Annotated in this window: 10 protein-coding genes; 4 read left to right on the forward strand and 6 right to left on the reverse strand. The window is 62.7% G+C overall.

Translation table 11 applies throughout. The annotated features are described in order from the left end of the window. Positions 1 to 573 precede the first annotated feature (573 nt). A complete protein-coding gene (gene mobV / locus AC4PRM_RS15110; RefSeq protein WP_492040485.1) occupies positions 574 to 1,695 on the reverse strand; it encodes a MobV family relaxase in 1,122 nt (373 codons plus the stop codon). 922 nt (positions 1,696 to 2,617) lie between these two features. On the opposite strand from mobV, the gene AC4PRM_RS15115 reads away from it, so the two are divergent. From AC4PRM_RS15115 to AC4PRM_RS15130, 4 genes are read left to right on the forward strand one after another with little or no spacing between them, the layout of a single operon-like run. After that, positions 2,618 to 3,520 (forward strand): restriction endonuclease, encoded by a 903-nt coding sequence (locus AC4PRM_RS15115; RefSeq protein WP_492040486.1) that lies wholly within the window; start codon positions 2,618 to 2,620, stop codon positions 3,518 to 3,520. A 36-nt stretch (positions 3,521 to 3,556) separates the two neighbouring features. Beyond that, complete coding sequence (locus tag AC4PRM_RS15120) at positions 3,557 to 6,232, forward strand: class I SAM-dependent DNA methyltransferase (RefSeq protein ID WP_492040487.1); 2,676 nt, start codon at positions 3,557 to 3,559, stop codon at positions 6,230 to 6,232. 23 nt (positions 6,233 to 6,255) lie between these two features. Next, positions 6,256 to 8,331, forward strand: coding sequence for a DEAD/DEAH box helicase (locus tag AC4PRM_RS15125; RefSeq protein ID WP_492040488.1), 2,076 nt, complete (start codon positions 6,256 to 6,258; stop codon positions 8,329 to 8,331). Next, entirely contained in the window at positions 8,331 to 9,536 is a 1,206-nt protein-coding gene (locus AC4PRM_RS15130; RefSeq protein WP_492040489.1) for a GIY-YIG nuclease family protein, read from the forward strand. The genes AC4PRM_RS15125 and AC4PRM_RS15130 overlap by 1 nt, the downstream gene beginning before the upstream one ends. 223 nt (positions 9,537 to 9,759) lie before the next feature. Here AC4PRM_RS15130 and AC4PRM_RS15135 read toward each other — a convergent pair whose 3' ends face one another. The 5 genes from AC4PRM_RS15135 to AC4PRM_RS15155 form a co-directional block, all read right to left on the reverse strand. Continuing rightward, a complete protein-coding gene (locus AC4PRM_RS15135; RefSeq protein ID WP_492040490.1) occupies positions 9,760 to 10,413 on the reverse strand; it encodes a TetR/AcrR family transcriptional regulator in 654 nt (217 codons plus the stop codon). Between the two features lie 56 nt (positions 10,414 to 10,469). After that, positions 10,470 to 11,228, reverse strand: coding sequence for an SDR family oxidoreductase (locus AC4PRM_RS15140; RefSeq protein WP_492040491.1), 759 nt, complete (start codon positions 11,226 to 11,228; stop codon positions 10,470 to 10,472). Further along, complete coding sequence (locus tag AC4PRM_RS15145; protein ID WP_492040492.1) at positions 11,225 to 12,835, reverse strand: class I adenylate-forming enzyme family protein; 1,611 nt, start codon at positions 12,833 to 12,835, stop codon at positions 11,225 to 11,227. Before AC4PRM_RS15145 ends, AC4PRM_RS15140 begins: the two co-directional genes overlap by 4 nt. Positions 12,836 to 12,960: 125 nt before the next feature. After that, positions 12,961 to 14,319, reverse strand: coding sequence for a spinster family MFS transporter (locus tag AC4PRM_RS15150; protein ID WP_492040493.1), 1,359 nt, complete (start codon positions 14,317 to 14,319; stop codon positions 12,961 to 12,963). Beyond that, entirely contained in the window at positions 14,319 to 16,796 is a 2,478-nt protein-coding gene (locus AC4PRM_RS15155) for a TonB-dependent receptor (protein WP_492040494.1), read from the reverse strand. The genes AC4PRM_RS15150 and AC4PRM_RS15155 overlap by 1 nt, the downstream gene beginning before the upstream one ends. Positions 16,797 to 16,862 lie beyond the last annotated feature (66 nt).

A 16,862-nucleotide genomic window follows, 5' to 3' on the forward strand; every position in this document is an offset into this window, starting at 1 on the left:
GATCTTCTATAGATATCGCCAGCGATAACCTCGAGATTCACGATCCCCCACACCGGTCCGAACCTGGCTTCGGATTGCGTTAACTCGTAACTGAGTGTCCCGAGGTCCGTAAAATGTGCTGCCGTGTCCCCATTGGTATCTTGCGTCACCAAGATGCACGACGGAGCGGCGAGAAGACCTTGAAGCTCGTTTATGAGTTCTCCGACGTCGGGAGCCGTAACAAAGGTTTGCCGGCAAATCTCAGCGACAACGAAATTCTGTGCGACGGACAAATGGGTCTCGGTGTCTGCAAGCGGGATGCCCAGCCGGTTAAGTCCCCGGCGTACCGACACTTCAGCTAGGTCGAAGACGTCATAGGCGGGTTGGCCCCGCCCCCCGCTCGAAATCAGGCCGCGCCTGCGCCAGTCGCGAGCTTGGTCCTGCGTAAGACCGGTCAGCGACTCGACCTCCGAGGGGCGAAACTGTGCAAACTCTAGCTGGGTAGTTACGGGAAGAACTCTGCGCATTTGTGAGATATCTCACAAACCAAGTCGCAGGGCAATGTTTCCGTGAGAGGCCTCACATCTCAGAGCCTTACCGTCCCAACCCTTGGCTACGGGAGATCACCTTACCTGCCTGGATGCTGACAGAAACGAGATCTCCTAGTGCGGCACCTTCACGCGCCAGATCAAGCGCCGCTCTTGTCGAGGGAATCTTATGGATCTTACCCGTCCCCTTCTCCTCGACCTCAACCAAATGTTCCTCGCCCGGTCTTTCTTGGACGATGCCCCGGAACCATCCGGTCACAGCGAGCGCAGCTTCGCGCATCTTCCGCGCAGTTGCATTGAGCATTTGGGTGAGCCTATCGACATCATCAGGTGCCAACCCTTGAAACGGGGCCTCTAGCGACCTTATCCGCTCATTTGCAGCACGCAGTGCCTTCGTGAGCATGCTGACTTGTTTGGCTTGCGCGCGCTCTCGCTTGGCCATCTGGCCAGACTCAATTCCGCGCTTAATAAGGGGGGCAACCTGGGCCAAAGCGGCGTCAACGGCTCGCTTCGCGAATACGCTGTCCGATTCTTCGATCCGGGTGAATATCTTCCGCTCCACCAGCCGATCTGTCGGCACCACAATAGTCGGCATCCCGAGCTCGGCCGCCCTAACCTGAGCGTAATATTCCTTGATGGTCTGGTGCTTCGCAGCGCTGCCCTCCTCACCGCGTTCCAGCCCTTGGCTTAAGCCAACTGATTGCGCGAAATCAGTCTGCATTGCGGATAAGACAGCCCGTCCTCCCAACCATTTTTTGGCATTTAGTTTGTCGCCGTCTCTTGGGACGACGTAAGCGATTAGGTGTGGCGACGTCTCATCTCTGTGTACGTGGGTTGAGATGAGATTTTCGCCTCCATGTCGCTCGACAAGCCAGTCTCTCGCCGTGGCGAAATAAGCCGCCTCGTTACCACCATTAGAAAAAAACTCGGGGCTGGCACCGATGAAATACTCGATGCAAAGCACGGCATCAGATCGCCGCTTAGCCGGGAGCCTCTCTTTGATGGCAGACAGAACTCCTTCCGCCGACGCGGGACCTTGATGTTCGTTGTCTCGCAATTTCAGAGGATCCGCATTTGGCGTATCCCGCGTTCTGAACGTGTGTGAGAGGCTGCCTCCGATCTCCCCCATGGACTTCAGCTTGGCTGTTCTGAGGATAGCGTAGGCCATTTTTTGGAGTTTAACGCGAGCATTTCAGAAAGAAAGGTGTACTCACTACACCTTTGCTACGCAAAGGTCGTTTCGGTCAGGGCGATCCCCGACACCCCAGCGCTTTCTGCCTTAACCAGAAAATGGTGCTTCATCCTCAAATCCAAGGCTTGGGTCGCTTCCTATGATCCGCCCCTTGGTGTCTAACTTTCGCACATCAACGCCGTAGCGGCATACGCGAAGAGCCTGGCATGAACCGAATAGCGCTTCTGACCACAGCCACGCTCGCGTATGCGTAGCATCGTTTCGTGGGGCGGCCCCCGGGTTCGTAGGGTTTGCGGCCCGCAAACGGCCGCTACGACTGGCGATCGCACCAGTTTGCACCTCGCAAGCGTCGAGTTCGCGGGTTTACCGGCGAAGTTAAACTGTGAACTGGCCGCCAGGCGCTGAACGAGCTCTAACAATGTCTCGAGGCGCATCGGAAAGACGGGTGTGAGCGGCTTAGGTTCGCGATCCACCGAAGATGCCGCGTTCGGCGGGACGCTTGGTTCGCGATCCACCGAAATGGGCCTTGCTACCCGCCCCGTCAGGACCGAGATCCACCGAATACAGTCCTGCAGCAGCCCGTTGGGTTCCCGATCCACCGAACGCCTGCGGCCTAGGTTCGTGATCTACCGAATTATAGGCCGTGATTTACGTCCTTCACGCCAATTCCAGCGGTCCAAGGGGCCCTACGAGGCAATTTATGTGTCGTCCGGCGCGGCAAATGTGAACTTGCAGCGCGCGTTGCTCCGACACTGCGGTCCTTATAAAACAATATGTTGTGGCGTTCTCGGTTCGCGAAGCACCGAAGATCGGCGCAGGATTAAGCTGGCGAGGCGTGCGCCGACACTCCTTCTGGTAGCAGCCGCGCCATTCAGTTAAGCCGGTATGGGGAGACGACATGGCGAACATTACACGGGCCCGTACGGGCGAGTTTCTACGGACGCTGTTCAAGATCCTGATGGCGCAGCCTGAGGGCCTGTCGGCCGCTACCGCGATCGCCATGGTGCGAGACTCGACTCCGCTTACTGACTTCGAAGCGGGTGCCTATCCGTCAGGTGGGCAGCGGTTTGAGAAGATCCTGCGCTTCGCAACGGTCGATTGCGTCAAGGCCGGCTGGCTGCACAAGAACGACGGCGTGTGGACCGTCACCGACGCCGGGGCCAAGGCCTACGATCAGTTCCCGAACCCGGAAGCCTTCTACAAGGAAGCCTGCCGGCTCTATTCGATCTGGAAGAACGAGAAGGACGCGGCGCTGGCCGTCTCGCCGACGACCTCCGAACCGGAAGCGATTGAAGAGGCCGCCGAAAAGCTCAGCGTGACGGTTGAGGCGGCGCAGGACCATGCCTGGGCCGAAATCTCGGCCTTCCTGCACGCCAGCGACCCCTTCGAGTTCCAGGACATGGTGGCCGACCTGCTGAGGGGCATGGGCTACCATGTCCCTTGGGTCTCGCCGCCGGGCAAGGACGGCGGGGTCGACGTCATCGCCTTTACGGATCCGCTGGGCACGACCGGGCCTCGCATCAAGGTCCAGGTCAAACGCTGGCAGTCGAAGGTCGACAGCGACGGCCTGAAGTCGTTCCTGGCCTCGCTCTCCAACGGCGACGTCGGTCTCTACGTCTGCCTCGCAGGCTTCACCAAGGATGCGCAGGACTACGCGCGCAATCAGGAAAACCGGCGCATCACGCTGATCGACGCCCGCCGGTTCGTCAGCCTCTGGGTGGAGACCTATGACAAACTGGCGGATGAAGCGCGGCGTCGTCTGCCGTTGGTGCCCGTCTACTTCCTCGCGCCCCAGGACTGAGTGCGCCTACCTGTTCGACTAGCTGCTGGACGACCGATGAACCCGACTGAGATTGCCGACGCACTGCACGCCTTGGCGCAGGAGCCTTTCGACCCGGTCGGATTCGGTCTCGCCTTCGCCGAGGCGACGGACAATCCGCAGGCCACGTTGGCGAAGCTGCGCAACGGTACGGCCAACAAGTCGGACGTGGCCGGCGGGATGCTGCTTGCTCGAAAATTTCACTACGCGCCGGCAGCCGCTGGCGATCTCGAGGCGGTTCTCGAACAGTTGCGGGCCAGCAAGAAGAACAAGACCGGCAAACCCGCAATCCTGCTGGCGACCGATGGCCAGACCATCGCGGCCGAGCACCCGAAGTCCGGCGACAAACTGCACTGCGACTTCTCGGAGCTTGGGGCCAAGTTTGCCTTCTTTCTCCCAGCGGCGGGCAAGGAGCGGTATCGGGCCGCAGAAGAAAACCCGATCGATGTCCGCGCGACCGGCAAGCTGGCCAGGCTCTACGATGCTTTGCTGAAGGCCAACCCGGACTGGCGCAGTGAAGAGCGCCGCCACGACATGAACCTCTTCATGACCCGGCTGATCTTCTGCCTGTTCGCTGAGGATGTGGGCGTGTTTCCCGAGGACCAGTTCTCGGCCGCGGTTTTCAACTACAGCGGCGCGCGCGGCGAGCACGCCCGCGACACATTAGTCAGCGCCTTCGAAGCGATGAACCTGCCAGAGGGCCGGAGGTCCGGCCTTCCGGTTTGGACTGCGCCGCTGAAGTACGTGAACGGCGGCCTGTTCTCCGGCGTCATTGATGCCCCGGCGTTCGACGTGGTCAGCTTCCGCTATCTGCGGGACGCCTCCGACATGGACTGGAAGCTGATCAACCCGGACATCTTCGGGTCGATGATCCAGTCCATCGCCGATGAGAAGGCACGGTCGGAACTGGGGATGCACTACACCTCGGCGCCCAACATCATGAAGGTGTTGGGACCGCTCTTTCTCGACGACCTGGACGCCGAGATCGAGAAGGCCTGGGACAAGCCCGCCGCTCTGCGCGTCCAGTTGGCGCGCCTGTCGAGGATTCGCGTCTTTGACCCCGCATGTGGGTCGGGCAACTTCCTTGTCGTGGCCTACCGCCAGATGCGGGAGCGGGAGCTCCTCATCCTGAAACGGTTGGGTGAGCCTGACCCGAAGAAGGCGACGATGCAGATGTTCTCATCCGTCAGCCTCGGACAGTTCTACGGCATCGAGATCAACGATTTCGCGGCCGAGACCGCCAAGCTGGCCCTGTTCATCGCTGAGTATCAGGCGAACGCGCGCTTTGCGGATGTCTTCGGGCGGATGCCAGCCCTGCTGCCCCTGCGGGACGGCGGAAACATCGTCTGCGACAACTCACTCAGGGCGGACTGGGAAGGCGTTTGTCCGCCGCCCGAGAACGGCGAAGAAGTCTATCTGGCAGGCAACCCGCCTTTCGTCGGGTTCAATAGTCGCTCAGACGAGCAAATGTCAGACATGGACTTCGTGCTGAAGGGCCGCCTGAAAACTTATCACCGCCTTGACTACGTTATATGCTGGTTCGTGAAGGCGTCCGATTACATCGACGGCCGCGATTCTGATGCTGCTTTTGTCGCTACAAACTCGATATGCCAAGGCGTGACGGTTGACCTCCTTTGGCCGGAGGTGCTGCGAAATGGTATTGTGATCAAGTTCGCACACCAGCAATTCTACTGGTCCAACAATGCGATGCACAACGCGGCCGTGTCCTGCGTTGTCGTGGGTATTTCGGGCCGCCACGTCGGGATCAGGCGGTTGTTCAGCGTTGATCTGGAGACGCGGGCCTCAAACATAAATGCTTACTTGCTGGATGGTCCGAACCTGACTGTGCGTCCCGCCTCCAAGTCGTTGTTCGGACTCCCGAAAATGGATATTGGCAATATTCCGCGGGATGAGGGATACTTGATATTATCTCCCGATCAGCGAGATGCATTGCTGAAAGCATACCCGGAATCCCGTCAGATCGTCCGACGCTTCTTGGGATCAAAGGAGGTCGTTCGGGGCATTGATCGCTATTGTCTGTGGATCCGGGATGAGGACCTGCCGTTGGCGGAGAGCATACCTCCCGTTGCTGAACGGCTAAGGGCGGTAGCGACCATGAGGGGTGAAAGCGACGCTAAGGTCACTCGCGACGCCGCGTCAACTCCGCACCGATTTGGACAGATGACCGGTCGAGGAGAGGCTGTTTCGCACTCGATATTGGTGCCCCGAGTAACCTCGGAAAAGCGACCGTATCTGGCAGTAGATCGGGTTGGTCAGGACGTAATATCTTCTGACCTCAATCAGGTTATATACGACGCGCCAGACTGGTGCGTGGCATTGATTGCATCACGTCTACATCTGATTTGGATCGCCACTGTCTGCGGAAGAATGAAGAACGACTTCAGGTATTCAAGCACAAATGGGTGGAACACATTTCCGGTGCCCCGTTTCTCTGGCGAGCAGCTAGAGGCATTGTCTGCGTCTGCACGTCGCATCCTCAAAGTGCGCTACCAAAATCATCCGGCCACCATCGCCAAGCTCTATGACCCGGCCAAAATGCCTGACGACCTCCGACAGGCGCATAGGGACAACGACGAACTGCTGGAGACGATGTACATCGGTCGGCCCTTCCGCAACGACACCGAGCGTCTGGATCATCTGTTCAAACTCTACGCCGCGAAGACGGCGAAGTAGCGCTCGGGAGCGCGGGGGAAGCCATGGTCGAGACAGTCAACGTCGCCTACGCACGGACCGGCGTGTCCAAGGCGGTCAATGACCTTGGGCAACGGCCTATGCAGGCCCGGGCCTACGCCGCCAGGGCGGCCCAGCATCTGCTGCTGAAGGCGCCGCCGGCCGCAGGCAAGAGCCGGGCGCTGATGTTCATCGCCCTGGACAAGATGCGCCATCAGGGGCGTGCCAAGACCATCGTCTGCGTCCCCGAGACCTCGATTGGCGGATCCTTCCGCTCGACCGATCTCTCCAGTTATGGCTTCGAGGCGGACTGGGTTGTCGAGGATCGGTGGAACCTGTGCCTCAGCGGCGTCGAGGACGCGCCGCAGGCCCAGAAGGTTCGGGCGTTTCGGGACTTCATGAAGTCCGATGCGCGCGTCCTAGTCTGCACCCACGCGACCTTCCGCTTCGGCTTTGACGCTGTGGAAGCCGAGGGCGGGATCGAGGCCTTTGACGACCTGTTTCTGGCGATCGACGAGTTCCACCACGTCTCGGCCGCCGATAACAACCGGCTGGGCGAAATCCTGCGTCGCATTCTGTCGCGGGAGCGGACCCACGTCATGGCGATGACCGGCTCCTATTTCCGGGGCGATGCCGTGCCGGTGCTTCGGACCGAGGACGAGGACCGGTTCGTAACTGTCACCTATTCGTACTACGAGCAGCTGGACGGCTACGAGCACCTCAAGTCGCTGGGTGTGAACTACAAGTTCTACAAGGGGTCCTATCCCAACGGCCTGCCCGAGGTATTGGACACCACGCTGAAGACCATCATCCACATTCCTCATCGCGGGTCGTCGGAAGCCTACGCGCCGAAGACCGAAGAGGTTCACCGCATCTACGATCTGATCGGTGTGGTCGAGGGCATGGATCCGGAGACGGGCTTCGACCTGCTGCGAACGCCGGACGGCCGGCTGCTGAAGGTTGCGGATCTGGTCGAGGATGGTCCTGACCGTGATCGCGTGAAGTCCGCTTTGACCCGCGAAACCAGGGGTGCCGATGGCAGGCGCGACGACGAGGCTGATCGCGCCAAGGTCGACATCATCATCGCGCTTGGCATGGCCAAGGAAGGCTTCGACTGGGTTTGGTGCGAGCACGCCCTGACCATCGGCTATCGCGCCTCGCTGACCGAGATCGTGCAGATCATCGGTCGCGCCACCCGGGATGCGCCGGGCAAGCGCCATGCCCGGTTCACCAATCTGGTCGCCGAGCCGGGCGTTGAAACCGGCGTCGTCACCGACGCGGTCAACGACATGCTGAAGGCCATATCCGGCTCCCTTCTGATGGAGCAGGTGCTGGCGCCGAACTTCAGATTCTATCGGCGCGAGGATGACGACGTTCGTGAGCCGATCAGCGTCGATCCCAACGGTACGGTGACCATCGGCATTCGCGGGCTGATGGAGCCGCCTACCGACCGGGCGCGCGAGATCTGCGAGCGGGATATGCACGACCTTGTCGCCGCGGCATGCCAAGCCATCGACCGGAGCGTTCTGTCGCCTGATGTCGCGCCCGAAGTGGCGAACCAGATGGTTCTGACGGACATCATCGAAACTCGGTACGAGAACCTGTCCGCTGAGGAGACCGAAGCCGTCCGGCAGGACCTGGCGGCACGAATGAACATCCTGACCCTTGCCCGGCGCGAGGCGGCCAACGGCATGTCAGAGCAACCGACCGAGTGGGCCGGGCCGTCGACAGCGGAGAGCGATGACGACATGCCGGGCGCGCCCAACGCGCTTCTCGCGCTGGTGCGGCGGTTCATCAACGTGCGAGACCTCGACATCGATCTGATCGACAGCGTCAACACCTTCCGGGAACAGTTCGAAATTGCCTCCAAGTCCCTGGACTCCACGCTGCTGTCGAACATGCAGTCGGCCATGGTGGCGATGCGCGTTCAGATGACCGAGGACGAGGCGCGAATGCTATGGCCCCGGATAAAGCGTTTCCGCGCGCAAGAAGGGCGGGAGCCCAATGTCCACGCCGCCGACCCGCTGGAGAAGCGGATGGCGGAGGCGTTGGCCTGGCTGAAGAACCGGAAGGCCCAGAAGCTGCGCGAGGGCGCGAGCTGATGCGGCCGACGCTTGACGACATCTTTGCGGAGAAGGACGAGTTCGGCCTTCTCGACGTGAAGGCGTCGACCGTCGTGGGCCCGGCACCTGACCGGGCGAACGAAGCCATCCTCCGCGAGGTCGAGGCCTTCTATGAGCGGCATGGCCGGTTACCTGATCCCGACGCCGCCGGCCATGACGAGATGCGGCTGGGGGTCATTTTCGACACTGTGTCCCGCGCTCCATCGGCTTCGCTGCAGGCTATTGACCGCCTCGGCCTTCTGGGACGGGGCACGGAAAAGGTGAGGGAACGGTCCTGGCGTGACGAGCCGCTTGAGGAGGATCTTCCCGACAGCCTCAACGCCATCTTCAACGACGAGGCCCTCGCCACGCCGACCGAGATGTTCAAGCTCAGGCATGTGACGCCAGCGGCGGAGCGACACGTGCCGGACCATCGCGCCGACTTCGTACCTTGCGTCGACTTCGCCCGCTTCGAGCCCCGCTTCATCGAGATGCAGAAGGACCTGGAGGAGGGGGAGCGCATCGCGACGGCGGTCGAGAAGCGGATGGTCATCGAGCCCTATGAAGGCGACTTCTTCATCCGCAACGGCCTGCTGGCCTTCATCGCCGAGAAGTCGGAAATGACCGCCCGTGGGGGCTCACGTGATTACCGCCTGCGCGTCGTCTTCTCCAATGGCACCGAGAGCGACCCGCTGGCCTCGTCGTTCCGGAAATCCCTCAACGACGACAAGACGGCCCGGGTCATCCAGCGACGGGGACTGGGGCCCTTGGACCCTGAATGGCAGAACGACAAGCTGGCCATGTCCGGCACGATCTATGTCGCCCGTAGCCTGTCGGACGATCCCATTATCGCCGCTGATCGCAATCTGCTTCACAAGATCGGCGTGACCTCCCAGGACGTACGGAGGCGGGTCGCCGACGCCCGGAACGACCCGACCTTCCTGCTGGCACCGGTCGAGATCGTCGCGACCTACACCCTGCAGAACCTGTCGCGCGCCCGGGTGGAGGAGTTGCTGCACCGCTTCTTCGAAGCCGCCCGGCCGGCCGAGCTCTTCATCGTCGATCGGTTCGGGAAGCGGGTGAATCCGCGGGAGTGGTTTTACGTGTTGCCGGCGCACGTTGGGCAGGCGGCCAACCTGCTGAAGGAGCAGAGGTTGCACCTGTACCGCTACGATCCGGCGACGCAGCGGATTGTGGAAAAATAGCGCTTCGTCAGCGTTAGGGGGCCAGACGCCTACTGACTCATCGCGGCAGTTGGCGACGTCCGCTTTCGGACAGCGAGCCGATGAGCGGATAAAAGCCGAAGTCTGACTTTAGCCCGGTCAGGGGCAAAGTCTGTTCGTTGAACTCTTGTGACTGATGTGGGGCCATTGAGTGCAGCGTCGAACGGCTGCTCGCCGTAGCTGAGCTAGTCGGGACCGCAGTTAGCTAGGCGCGGATGCCCGCGACCATCAATTCGGCATAGGTCTCGCCGATGTCGCGCGCTGTGTGCGGCGATGTCTCGGGGCGGAACCAGCGGTGGGTCCAGCCGACGACGCCAAGCATACCGTAGGCCACGACCTTGGATGGGCCGACCTTGCGCAAACTGCCGTCGGCATAGCCTTCCTCGATGATCTGTATGAAGGCGGTCTCGATGACGCGGTTGATATGACGCATGTCCGACGACCATTTGGTGCGGCTGTCGGGCACGCGGCTGAGGTTCTCGCGGATATAGATGAACAGCAGCGGATAGTGTTCGCCGTAAGATTCCATGATCGCCACGATCAGCGCCCGCAGCTTGTCCGGCGGGGCCAGGGGACTGGCCGCGATTTCCCGGGCCATGTCGGAGTTGCGCTCGGCGACGGCGCGCAGCACCTCGTCGAACAATTCGTCCTTGGACGAGATATAGTAGTAGACCGAGGCCCGGTCGATGCCGAGTTCGGCGGCGACGGCGCTGATGCTGGCCCCTTGCAGACCCAGGCGATCGAACACGCGGACCGCCGCCACGGCGATCTCGCGGCGACGGCGCTGATAGGCGGCTGAGCTGTCCGCTTTGGCCGCCGTGCGTCGTTTGCCGATGCCGCTCTTCGTTTCGGAACTCAACGGGGCCTCTCCATCTAGGACAGGCTTAGCGAGCGTCGATTGAAAGGCCAAGGGTGCTATCCTCTGGGGCCGCCCGATACATAGAGCACCTGACCGGAGACGAAGCCGGAACGGGGATCGGCGAAGAAGGAAACGGCGTTGGCGATGTCGTCCGGCTTACCGGGGCGGCCAGCGGGAATGTCGCGCACGACGTCGGCGACCATGGTCTCGAAATCGACCCCCAGCCGGTCGGCGACGGCAGCGGTCATCGGGGTGACGACGAAGCCGGGGGCGACGATGTTAGCGGTGACGCCAAACTTGCTCATCTCTAGCGCGATGGTCTTGGTGAGGCCGATCAGACCGGCCTTGGCGGCGGCATAGTTGGCCTGCCCGTGGGCACCCAAGGCGGCGATGCTGGCGAGGTTGACGATCCGGCCATGGCCCGCCGCCCGCATCGTGGCCTGAACCGCGCGGCACATCAGGAACGGGCCGCGCAGGTTGACATCCTGGACGATCTGCCAGTCGTCAAGCGTCATCTTTGCCAAGGTTTTTTCGCGCAGCATGCCGGCATTGTTGACCAGGATGGCAGGTGGACCGAGGGCGGTTTCGCAGGCGCGGACGGCTGCATCGACCGCGGCTTCGTCGGCGACGTCGACGGCGATGGCCTCGGCACGGCGACCTAGGGCACGGACGGTGGCCACGGTCTCGGCGCAGGCGGCGGCGTCAAGGTCCATCACGGCGATGTCGCAGCCGTCGCGGGCCAGACGCTCGGCGATGGCCGCGCCGATGCCGCGCGCGGAACCGGTGACGATCGCAACGCGGACGGCTTCGGTCATGACAGGCCCAGATGGTCGGCGGCGCGTTGCGACAGCAGGAATTTGCGAGGGCGTCCTGACGGGGTCAGTGGCACGTCCTCGGCCGTGATCGACAGGACATGGCGCGGCACCTTGAACCGGGCCAGCCTTCCGGCGCACCACTCTATCAGGACCTCGGGAGCGAACGCATGGCCGGGGCGGGTGACGACGAAGGCCACGCCGACCTCGCCCATCCGGTCGTCGGGCACGGGGGCGACATGGGCCTGGAGCACGGCGGGGTGGACCATAAGAACGTCCTCGATCTCGGACGGGGTGACCTGTTCGCCGCCGCAGCGGTAGGATTCCTTCACCCTTCCGACCAGGGTCAGATAGCCGTCGGCGTCGATGCGACCGAGGTCGCCGGTGTGCAGCCAGCCGTAGGCGTCGAAGGCTTCGTCGGTGGCGTCAGGCTTGTCGTAGTAGCCCTGGGTGACGCCCGGCCCCTTGGCCATCAGTTCGCCTACCTCGCCGGGGGACAGGGCCGCACCGGTGGAAGGGTCTACGACGCGATAGTCGACCAACCGGTTCCCGATCGCGGGGTCGCCCGCCGGACCGACGTCGCGCAGGCGGCCATTGGTGGTCAGAAGCCGCTCGGTCGGATCATCGGGGCGGGTCACCGTGGTCGAGGCCGTGCACTCGCTCATGCCATAGCCGGTCGTGATTTCGATGCCGCCGAATGTATCGAGGATACGGTCCCACAAGCCGGGCGGCGTCCGCCCGCCCGACGACAAGATCCCCTTCAGCGAGCCCGAGTCGACCGGTGTATCGGCCAACGCGTCCAGCACCGCCAAAGTCATCGTCGGGATCAACAGCAGGTCGGTGACGCGGTGCTGTTCGACGGCCTTCAGCGTCTGGCGCGGATCGAATTTTAGATGCGGCACGATGGCCCCGCCGACGAACAGGGCGGCCAGCAGCCCTTCCACATAACCATAGACGTGGTTCATCGGCAGGCTGAAATGGATGCGCCGCCCGTCCTCGAAGGCCCTGGCATAGGCGCTCCCGAAGGCGGCGCGCAACAGCATGTCGTGGCTCAGCAACACCCCCTTGGGCGCGCCGGTGGTGCCGGAGGTGTAGATGATGTCGGCTGGGGTTTGCGGATCGACGACGGGCAGCGGGACTGGATCGGCGGTCAGGGCGTCGAACGGTGTGACACCGACGCGGCCTTGCCCCTCGGCCTGGAATACGACGACGGATTGCAGGTCCGGCAGGGCCTCGCCGCCGCCTTCGGTCGTCCAAGAGGGGGCAAGTTCATCCAGCATGGCCAGGTAGTCGAGGTCGCGAAACCGGTCCATCGTCACCAGCATCACGGACCGCGACTGGCGCAGCACATAGGCCAGCTCGTCGCGGCGGTTCAGTATATTTACCGGGACGGCGACCGCCCCGACCGCGGCAATGGCATATTTCAGCGCCGCGAAGGCCGGATAGTTGGCCATGACCAGAGCGACATGCTCTCCCGGTTTGACGCCAGCCGCGATCAGCCCGGCTCCGACGCCTCGAGACCACGCCAGCATCTGGGCATACGTCCAGGTCCGGTCGTCGGTGATCAGATAGGGGCGATCGGGAAAGGCTAGAGCCGCAGTCTCCAACATGCCGAACAGGGTGCGTGGCGACCATATCGGAAAGCGCGCGACCAAGTCGGCCTGGCGTTCGGCGACGGTTCGGGACTGCCTGCTTGATATCGGAGGACTGGGCATCGGCTCACCGTTCGCGAACGTCAGGGATTCAGCGCTTCGTGATGCAGCCGATATTCGCGCCGTCCCCAGCCAAAGGAAACCGCCGCCAGCAGGGTCGAGACCGAAAGCGTGATCCCCAGTGACAAGCCCAATGCGCTCTCGGACTGGAACACAAAGTCGTTCAGCAGGCCGGGTAACAGCGGTCCCATCGTCAGGCCGCCCAGGTTGGCGATGAACAGGATCAGGGCCAGAGCCTGGCCCCGCACCTGATTGGGCAGCACCATCTGGGAGGCGGCGTAACAACTGCCCGCGGGCATGGCTAGCAGGACGACGCCGACTGCGAAAACTGCGATCGTCGACAGGGCAGAATAGCCTTGGGCGATCATCAGGGCTGCGAAGACCACCGTGCCGGCGACCGAACTATAGGTCGCGACCTTCAAAGCGGCATCGCGTCGTCCGGCGACAAGACCACTGTCGCTGAGCCGTCCGCCGCTCAGCATGCCGAAACTGCCGCCAATCAGGACGACAAGACCCATGACCAGACCCGTCTGTTGCGGCGACCAGTCGAACGACCGTTGCAGCACGCCGGGCGACCACAGCATGAAGGCATATAGCGCCACTGCCTGGAACATCAGGCCGAGCGCGATCGAGGCAACCGGCACCCACCGCTTGCCGATAACGGCGAGGGTTTCGGTGATAGTCAGTTGCGCGACGGCTCCGTCGGACGACAGGATGGCGCGTTTGCGCATCGGCTCCTTCAGCGTCAGCACCCACAGAGCGACCAGCAGGCCTGGCAAGCCAACGACCAGGAAGGTCGCCCGCCACGAGGCGATCTCGCCAAAGATCGGCAGGGTCAGGGTGGGCGTTTGCGTGAGCAGTTCGACCACCAATCCGCCCAGCAGCAGCGCCAGTCCGGACCCCAGATAGATGCCGATGCCATAGGCGCTCATCGCCGAGCCCAGCTTCTCGTTCGGGAAGCTGTCAGAGATCATAGAGACGGCGGCGGGAGCCAAGGTGGCCTCGCCGACGCCAACGCCCATCCGGGCCAAAAACAGGCCAGGATAGCCCCGCGCCACTGCACAGGCCGCCGTCATCAGGCTCCAGAAGAAGACACCTGCAACGATGATGTTGCGCCGGTTGAACCGGTCTACCAGCCGCCCTGCCGGCAGGCTGACCAGGGTATAGAACAGCGAAAACGCCAGCCCGCCCAACAGACCGACTTGGGTGTCGGTGGCATTGAACTCAGCCTTGATCGGCCCGACCAGCAGGCTGAGGATCTGTCGATCGATGAAGGACAGGGTATAGCAGACCGTCAGCACCCCGACCGTGTACCATGCATAGCCCATCGGCGGCTTGGTGGGGGTGTCGGGTATGCCGGGAACTGCGGTCTGCTCCGTCATCAGAAGGTCTTGCTGAACTGCAGCGCGACCTCGCGACCGCGCGAGACGACCCCGCGTTGTTCGCCAATCGCCCCGGGGACGCTGGCCCCGCCGGTCCGGTCGGCGGCGTATTGCAGGTAATATTCGTCAGTCAGGTTGCGACCGACCAACTGGACTGTCCAGCTGTCGTCGGGTGCCGTCAGGCTGACCCCGGCATTCAGGCGCCAGAAGCTGTCCTGCAAGCTAGCGGGAGCCATGGCTTCAGAGGCGAAGTACTCGCCGCTGTAGAAGGCGTCACCGTTGATGGCCAGCCTGAAGCCGCTTGCCATCGGGACGTCATAGGTAAAGCCCGCATTGCCGGCCCATTCCGGCGAGCGGGCCGGGGCGCGTCCGCCGAAATCCTGTTGCAGCGTCAGGGCCGTGGCGTTGACGAATGAACAGTTGATCGGGGCGACGGCGGTGGCGCGGACAGTGCCCGTCGGGAAGGCGTAGCTGTAGCACTGGCCTACGAAATCCTTGAATTGGGCGTCGATATAGGCAATCGCGCCCCGTAGGCTGAGCTGGTCGGTGGCGTTCCAGGTACCGTCGATCTCGACGCCGCGCTGTTCGACGCTGCCGGCGTTGTTGATGGTGTAGGCCACCCGCGACGGGTCGTAGGTATTCACTTGAAGGTCGTCGAAATTATAGGCGAAAACCGCGCCGTTCAGGCGGACGCGGCCTTCGGCGAAGACCCCCTTGGCCCCCAGTTCGAAACCCTCGGCGGTCTCGGGATCGAAGTCCACGTCGCCGATGCGGGTGCCAGTCTGAAGCGGGCTGGTCAGGCCGAAGCCGCCGGACTTGTAGCCGGTCTTGTAGGCCAGGAAGACGGTCTTGTTGGTGTCGGGACGCCAGGTCAGGGTCACCTCCGGCGAGACGTTCTCGTCCTCGAACGTCCCCGCCAGGGTGCCGGGCGTGGAAGAGCCCGGATAGACAGTGTTCTGGGTCGCGAAGGTGCCGATGCCGTAGGAATTCCGCTTGTTGAAGTCCTTGGTCTCGCGGGTCCAGCGCAGGCCGCCCGCCAGCTCCAGCGTCTCGGAGATATCCCACAGGCCCTGGGCGAAGACCGAGACGGTGTCGCCGTCCTGCTGTGCCAGATCCTCATAGGTGACGTAGCGGTTTGCGGCGGCATTGTAGCTGGAGTCGCGCAGCTTGGTATCGTTGTTGGTGAAGAGGTCGGTCTTCTGGAAATAGGCCCCGACCATGAAGTTCAGCGGTCCGGCGAAGTTCGACGACAGGCGCAGTTCCTGGCTGATCTCCTCGTTGGTCTGGCGATTGTAGAAGGCCAGCTGGGAATAGGTGGTCTGGTCCAGTCCCGACAGGAAGACGTATTCGGTGCGGTTGAAGCCGGTCGTAGACGACAGAGTCAGGTCTCCGAACGTCCAGTTCAGGTCGAGAGCGGCGGTGAAGATGTCCAGTTCGTCATAGGGGGCCCCATTGCCGCGATATCCACGCATTGTGCTGGCAATGGCGTCTGGCAGGTCGCCGATGGTCGTAATGCGGTCCGCGACACAGTCCGCGAACGGGTCGGCGATTCCGTAGACGCGTGGGTTCGGACCGGTGCAGGCCCCGATGTTTTGCGTGCCGACGCCAGGGCCGCTGCCCTCACTATGGCTGGCGAACACCTTCAGCCGGGCGTCGAAATTTTCGGAGAAATCGGCCGTCAAGGTGAAGCGACCGAGGATCTCCTCGTCGCCTGGACGGCTGTCGGAGGCTCCAGGCAGCTGGGATGCGCCGATCGGAGCACCGGATGCCGCAGTGTAGAAGGGGTTGGCGATCGGCTGGGCGGTGTTGCGTAGCCAGCCATCCAGGTTGCGATACTTAGCGGCAACGCGCAGGCCGAAGATGTCGCTCAGCGGCCCGGACACAACGCCTTCCAGTGAGGCCTCGTCACCGACGAACTCGTAACCCGCGCGCAGCTGGGCATAGAAGTCGGGGGTGGGGTCGGCCGACTTGATCGAGATGACGCCGGCCGGGCTGTTCTTGCCGAAGAACAGGGCCTGCGGTCCCTTCATGACCTCGACCTGTTGCAGGTCAAAGAAGCCGGCCTGGGTGATGCGGCCGTCGCTGGTCTGGACCCCGTCCAGTGCCACCGATACGGCCTGTTCGAAGCCGGTCTGGTTGGCGGGAGAACTGATGCCGCGGATACCGATCGAGCCGCCACCGTTGGACTTGTAGGCCCCAACCACCACGGTCGGGGTCAGTTCGCCGATGCTCGCCAGGCTGCTGGCGCGGTTGCGATCCAGGGCTTCGGTGGTCAGGACGTTGACCACTACCGGCACGCTGACCAGAGTCTCGGACCGTCGCCGCGCGGTGACGACGATCTCGTCCAACTGCGCTGCTGGCTCGGCGGTCTGGATGGGCGCGGCGGGTGCCGTCTGGGCCAGCACCGGCGTGGCGGTGCCGGCGAACAGCAGGGCGGTCGCGCCGCCTGCCATCAGAAATGATCTCGTGGATGTCATAGCGCTTCCCCGGTTTTTCCAATCCCCGTCACCCTCAGCCCATCTGATGCGGACCTTCGCGACACT

The sequence above is a fragment of the Brevundimonas sp. DW-iso22 genome (assembly GCF_058725425.1).

Coding starts and splice junctions, on each gene's coding strand:
- mobV (WP_492040485.1), bottom strand. CDS start 1,695: ATGGCCTACGCTATCCTCAGAACAGCCAAGCTGAAGTCCATGGGGGAG.
- AC4PRM_RS15115 (WP_492040486.1), top strand. CDS start 2,618: ATGGCGAACATTACACGGGCCCGTACGGGCGAGTTTCTACGGACGCTG.
- AC4PRM_RS15120 (WP_492040487.1), top strand. CDS start 3,557: ATGAACCCGACTGAGATTGCCGACGCACTGCACGCCTTGGCGCAGGAG.
- AC4PRM_RS15125 (WP_492040488.1), top strand. CDS start 6,256: ATGGTCGAGACAGTCAACGTCGCCTACGCACGGACCGGCGTGTCCAAG.
- AC4PRM_RS15130 (WP_492040489.1), top strand. CDS start 8,331: ATGCGGCCGACGCTTGACGACATCTTTGCGGAGAAGGACGAGTTCGGC.
- AC4PRM_RS15140 (WP_492040491.1), bottom strand. CDS start 11,228: ATGACCGAAGCCGTCCGCGTTGCGATCGTCACCGGTTCCGCGCGCGGC.
- AC4PRM_RS15145 (WP_492040492.1), bottom strand. CDS start 12,835: ATGTTGGAGACTGCGGCTCTAGCCTTTCCCGATCGCCCCTATCTGATC.
- AC4PRM_RS15150 (WP_492040493.1), bottom strand. CDS start 14,319: ATGACGGAGCAGACCGCAGTTCCCGGCATACCCGACACCCCCACCAAG.
- AC4PRM_RS15155 (WP_492040494.1), bottom strand. CDS start 16,796: ATGACATCCACGAGATCATTTCTGATGGCAGGCGGCGCGACCGCCCTG.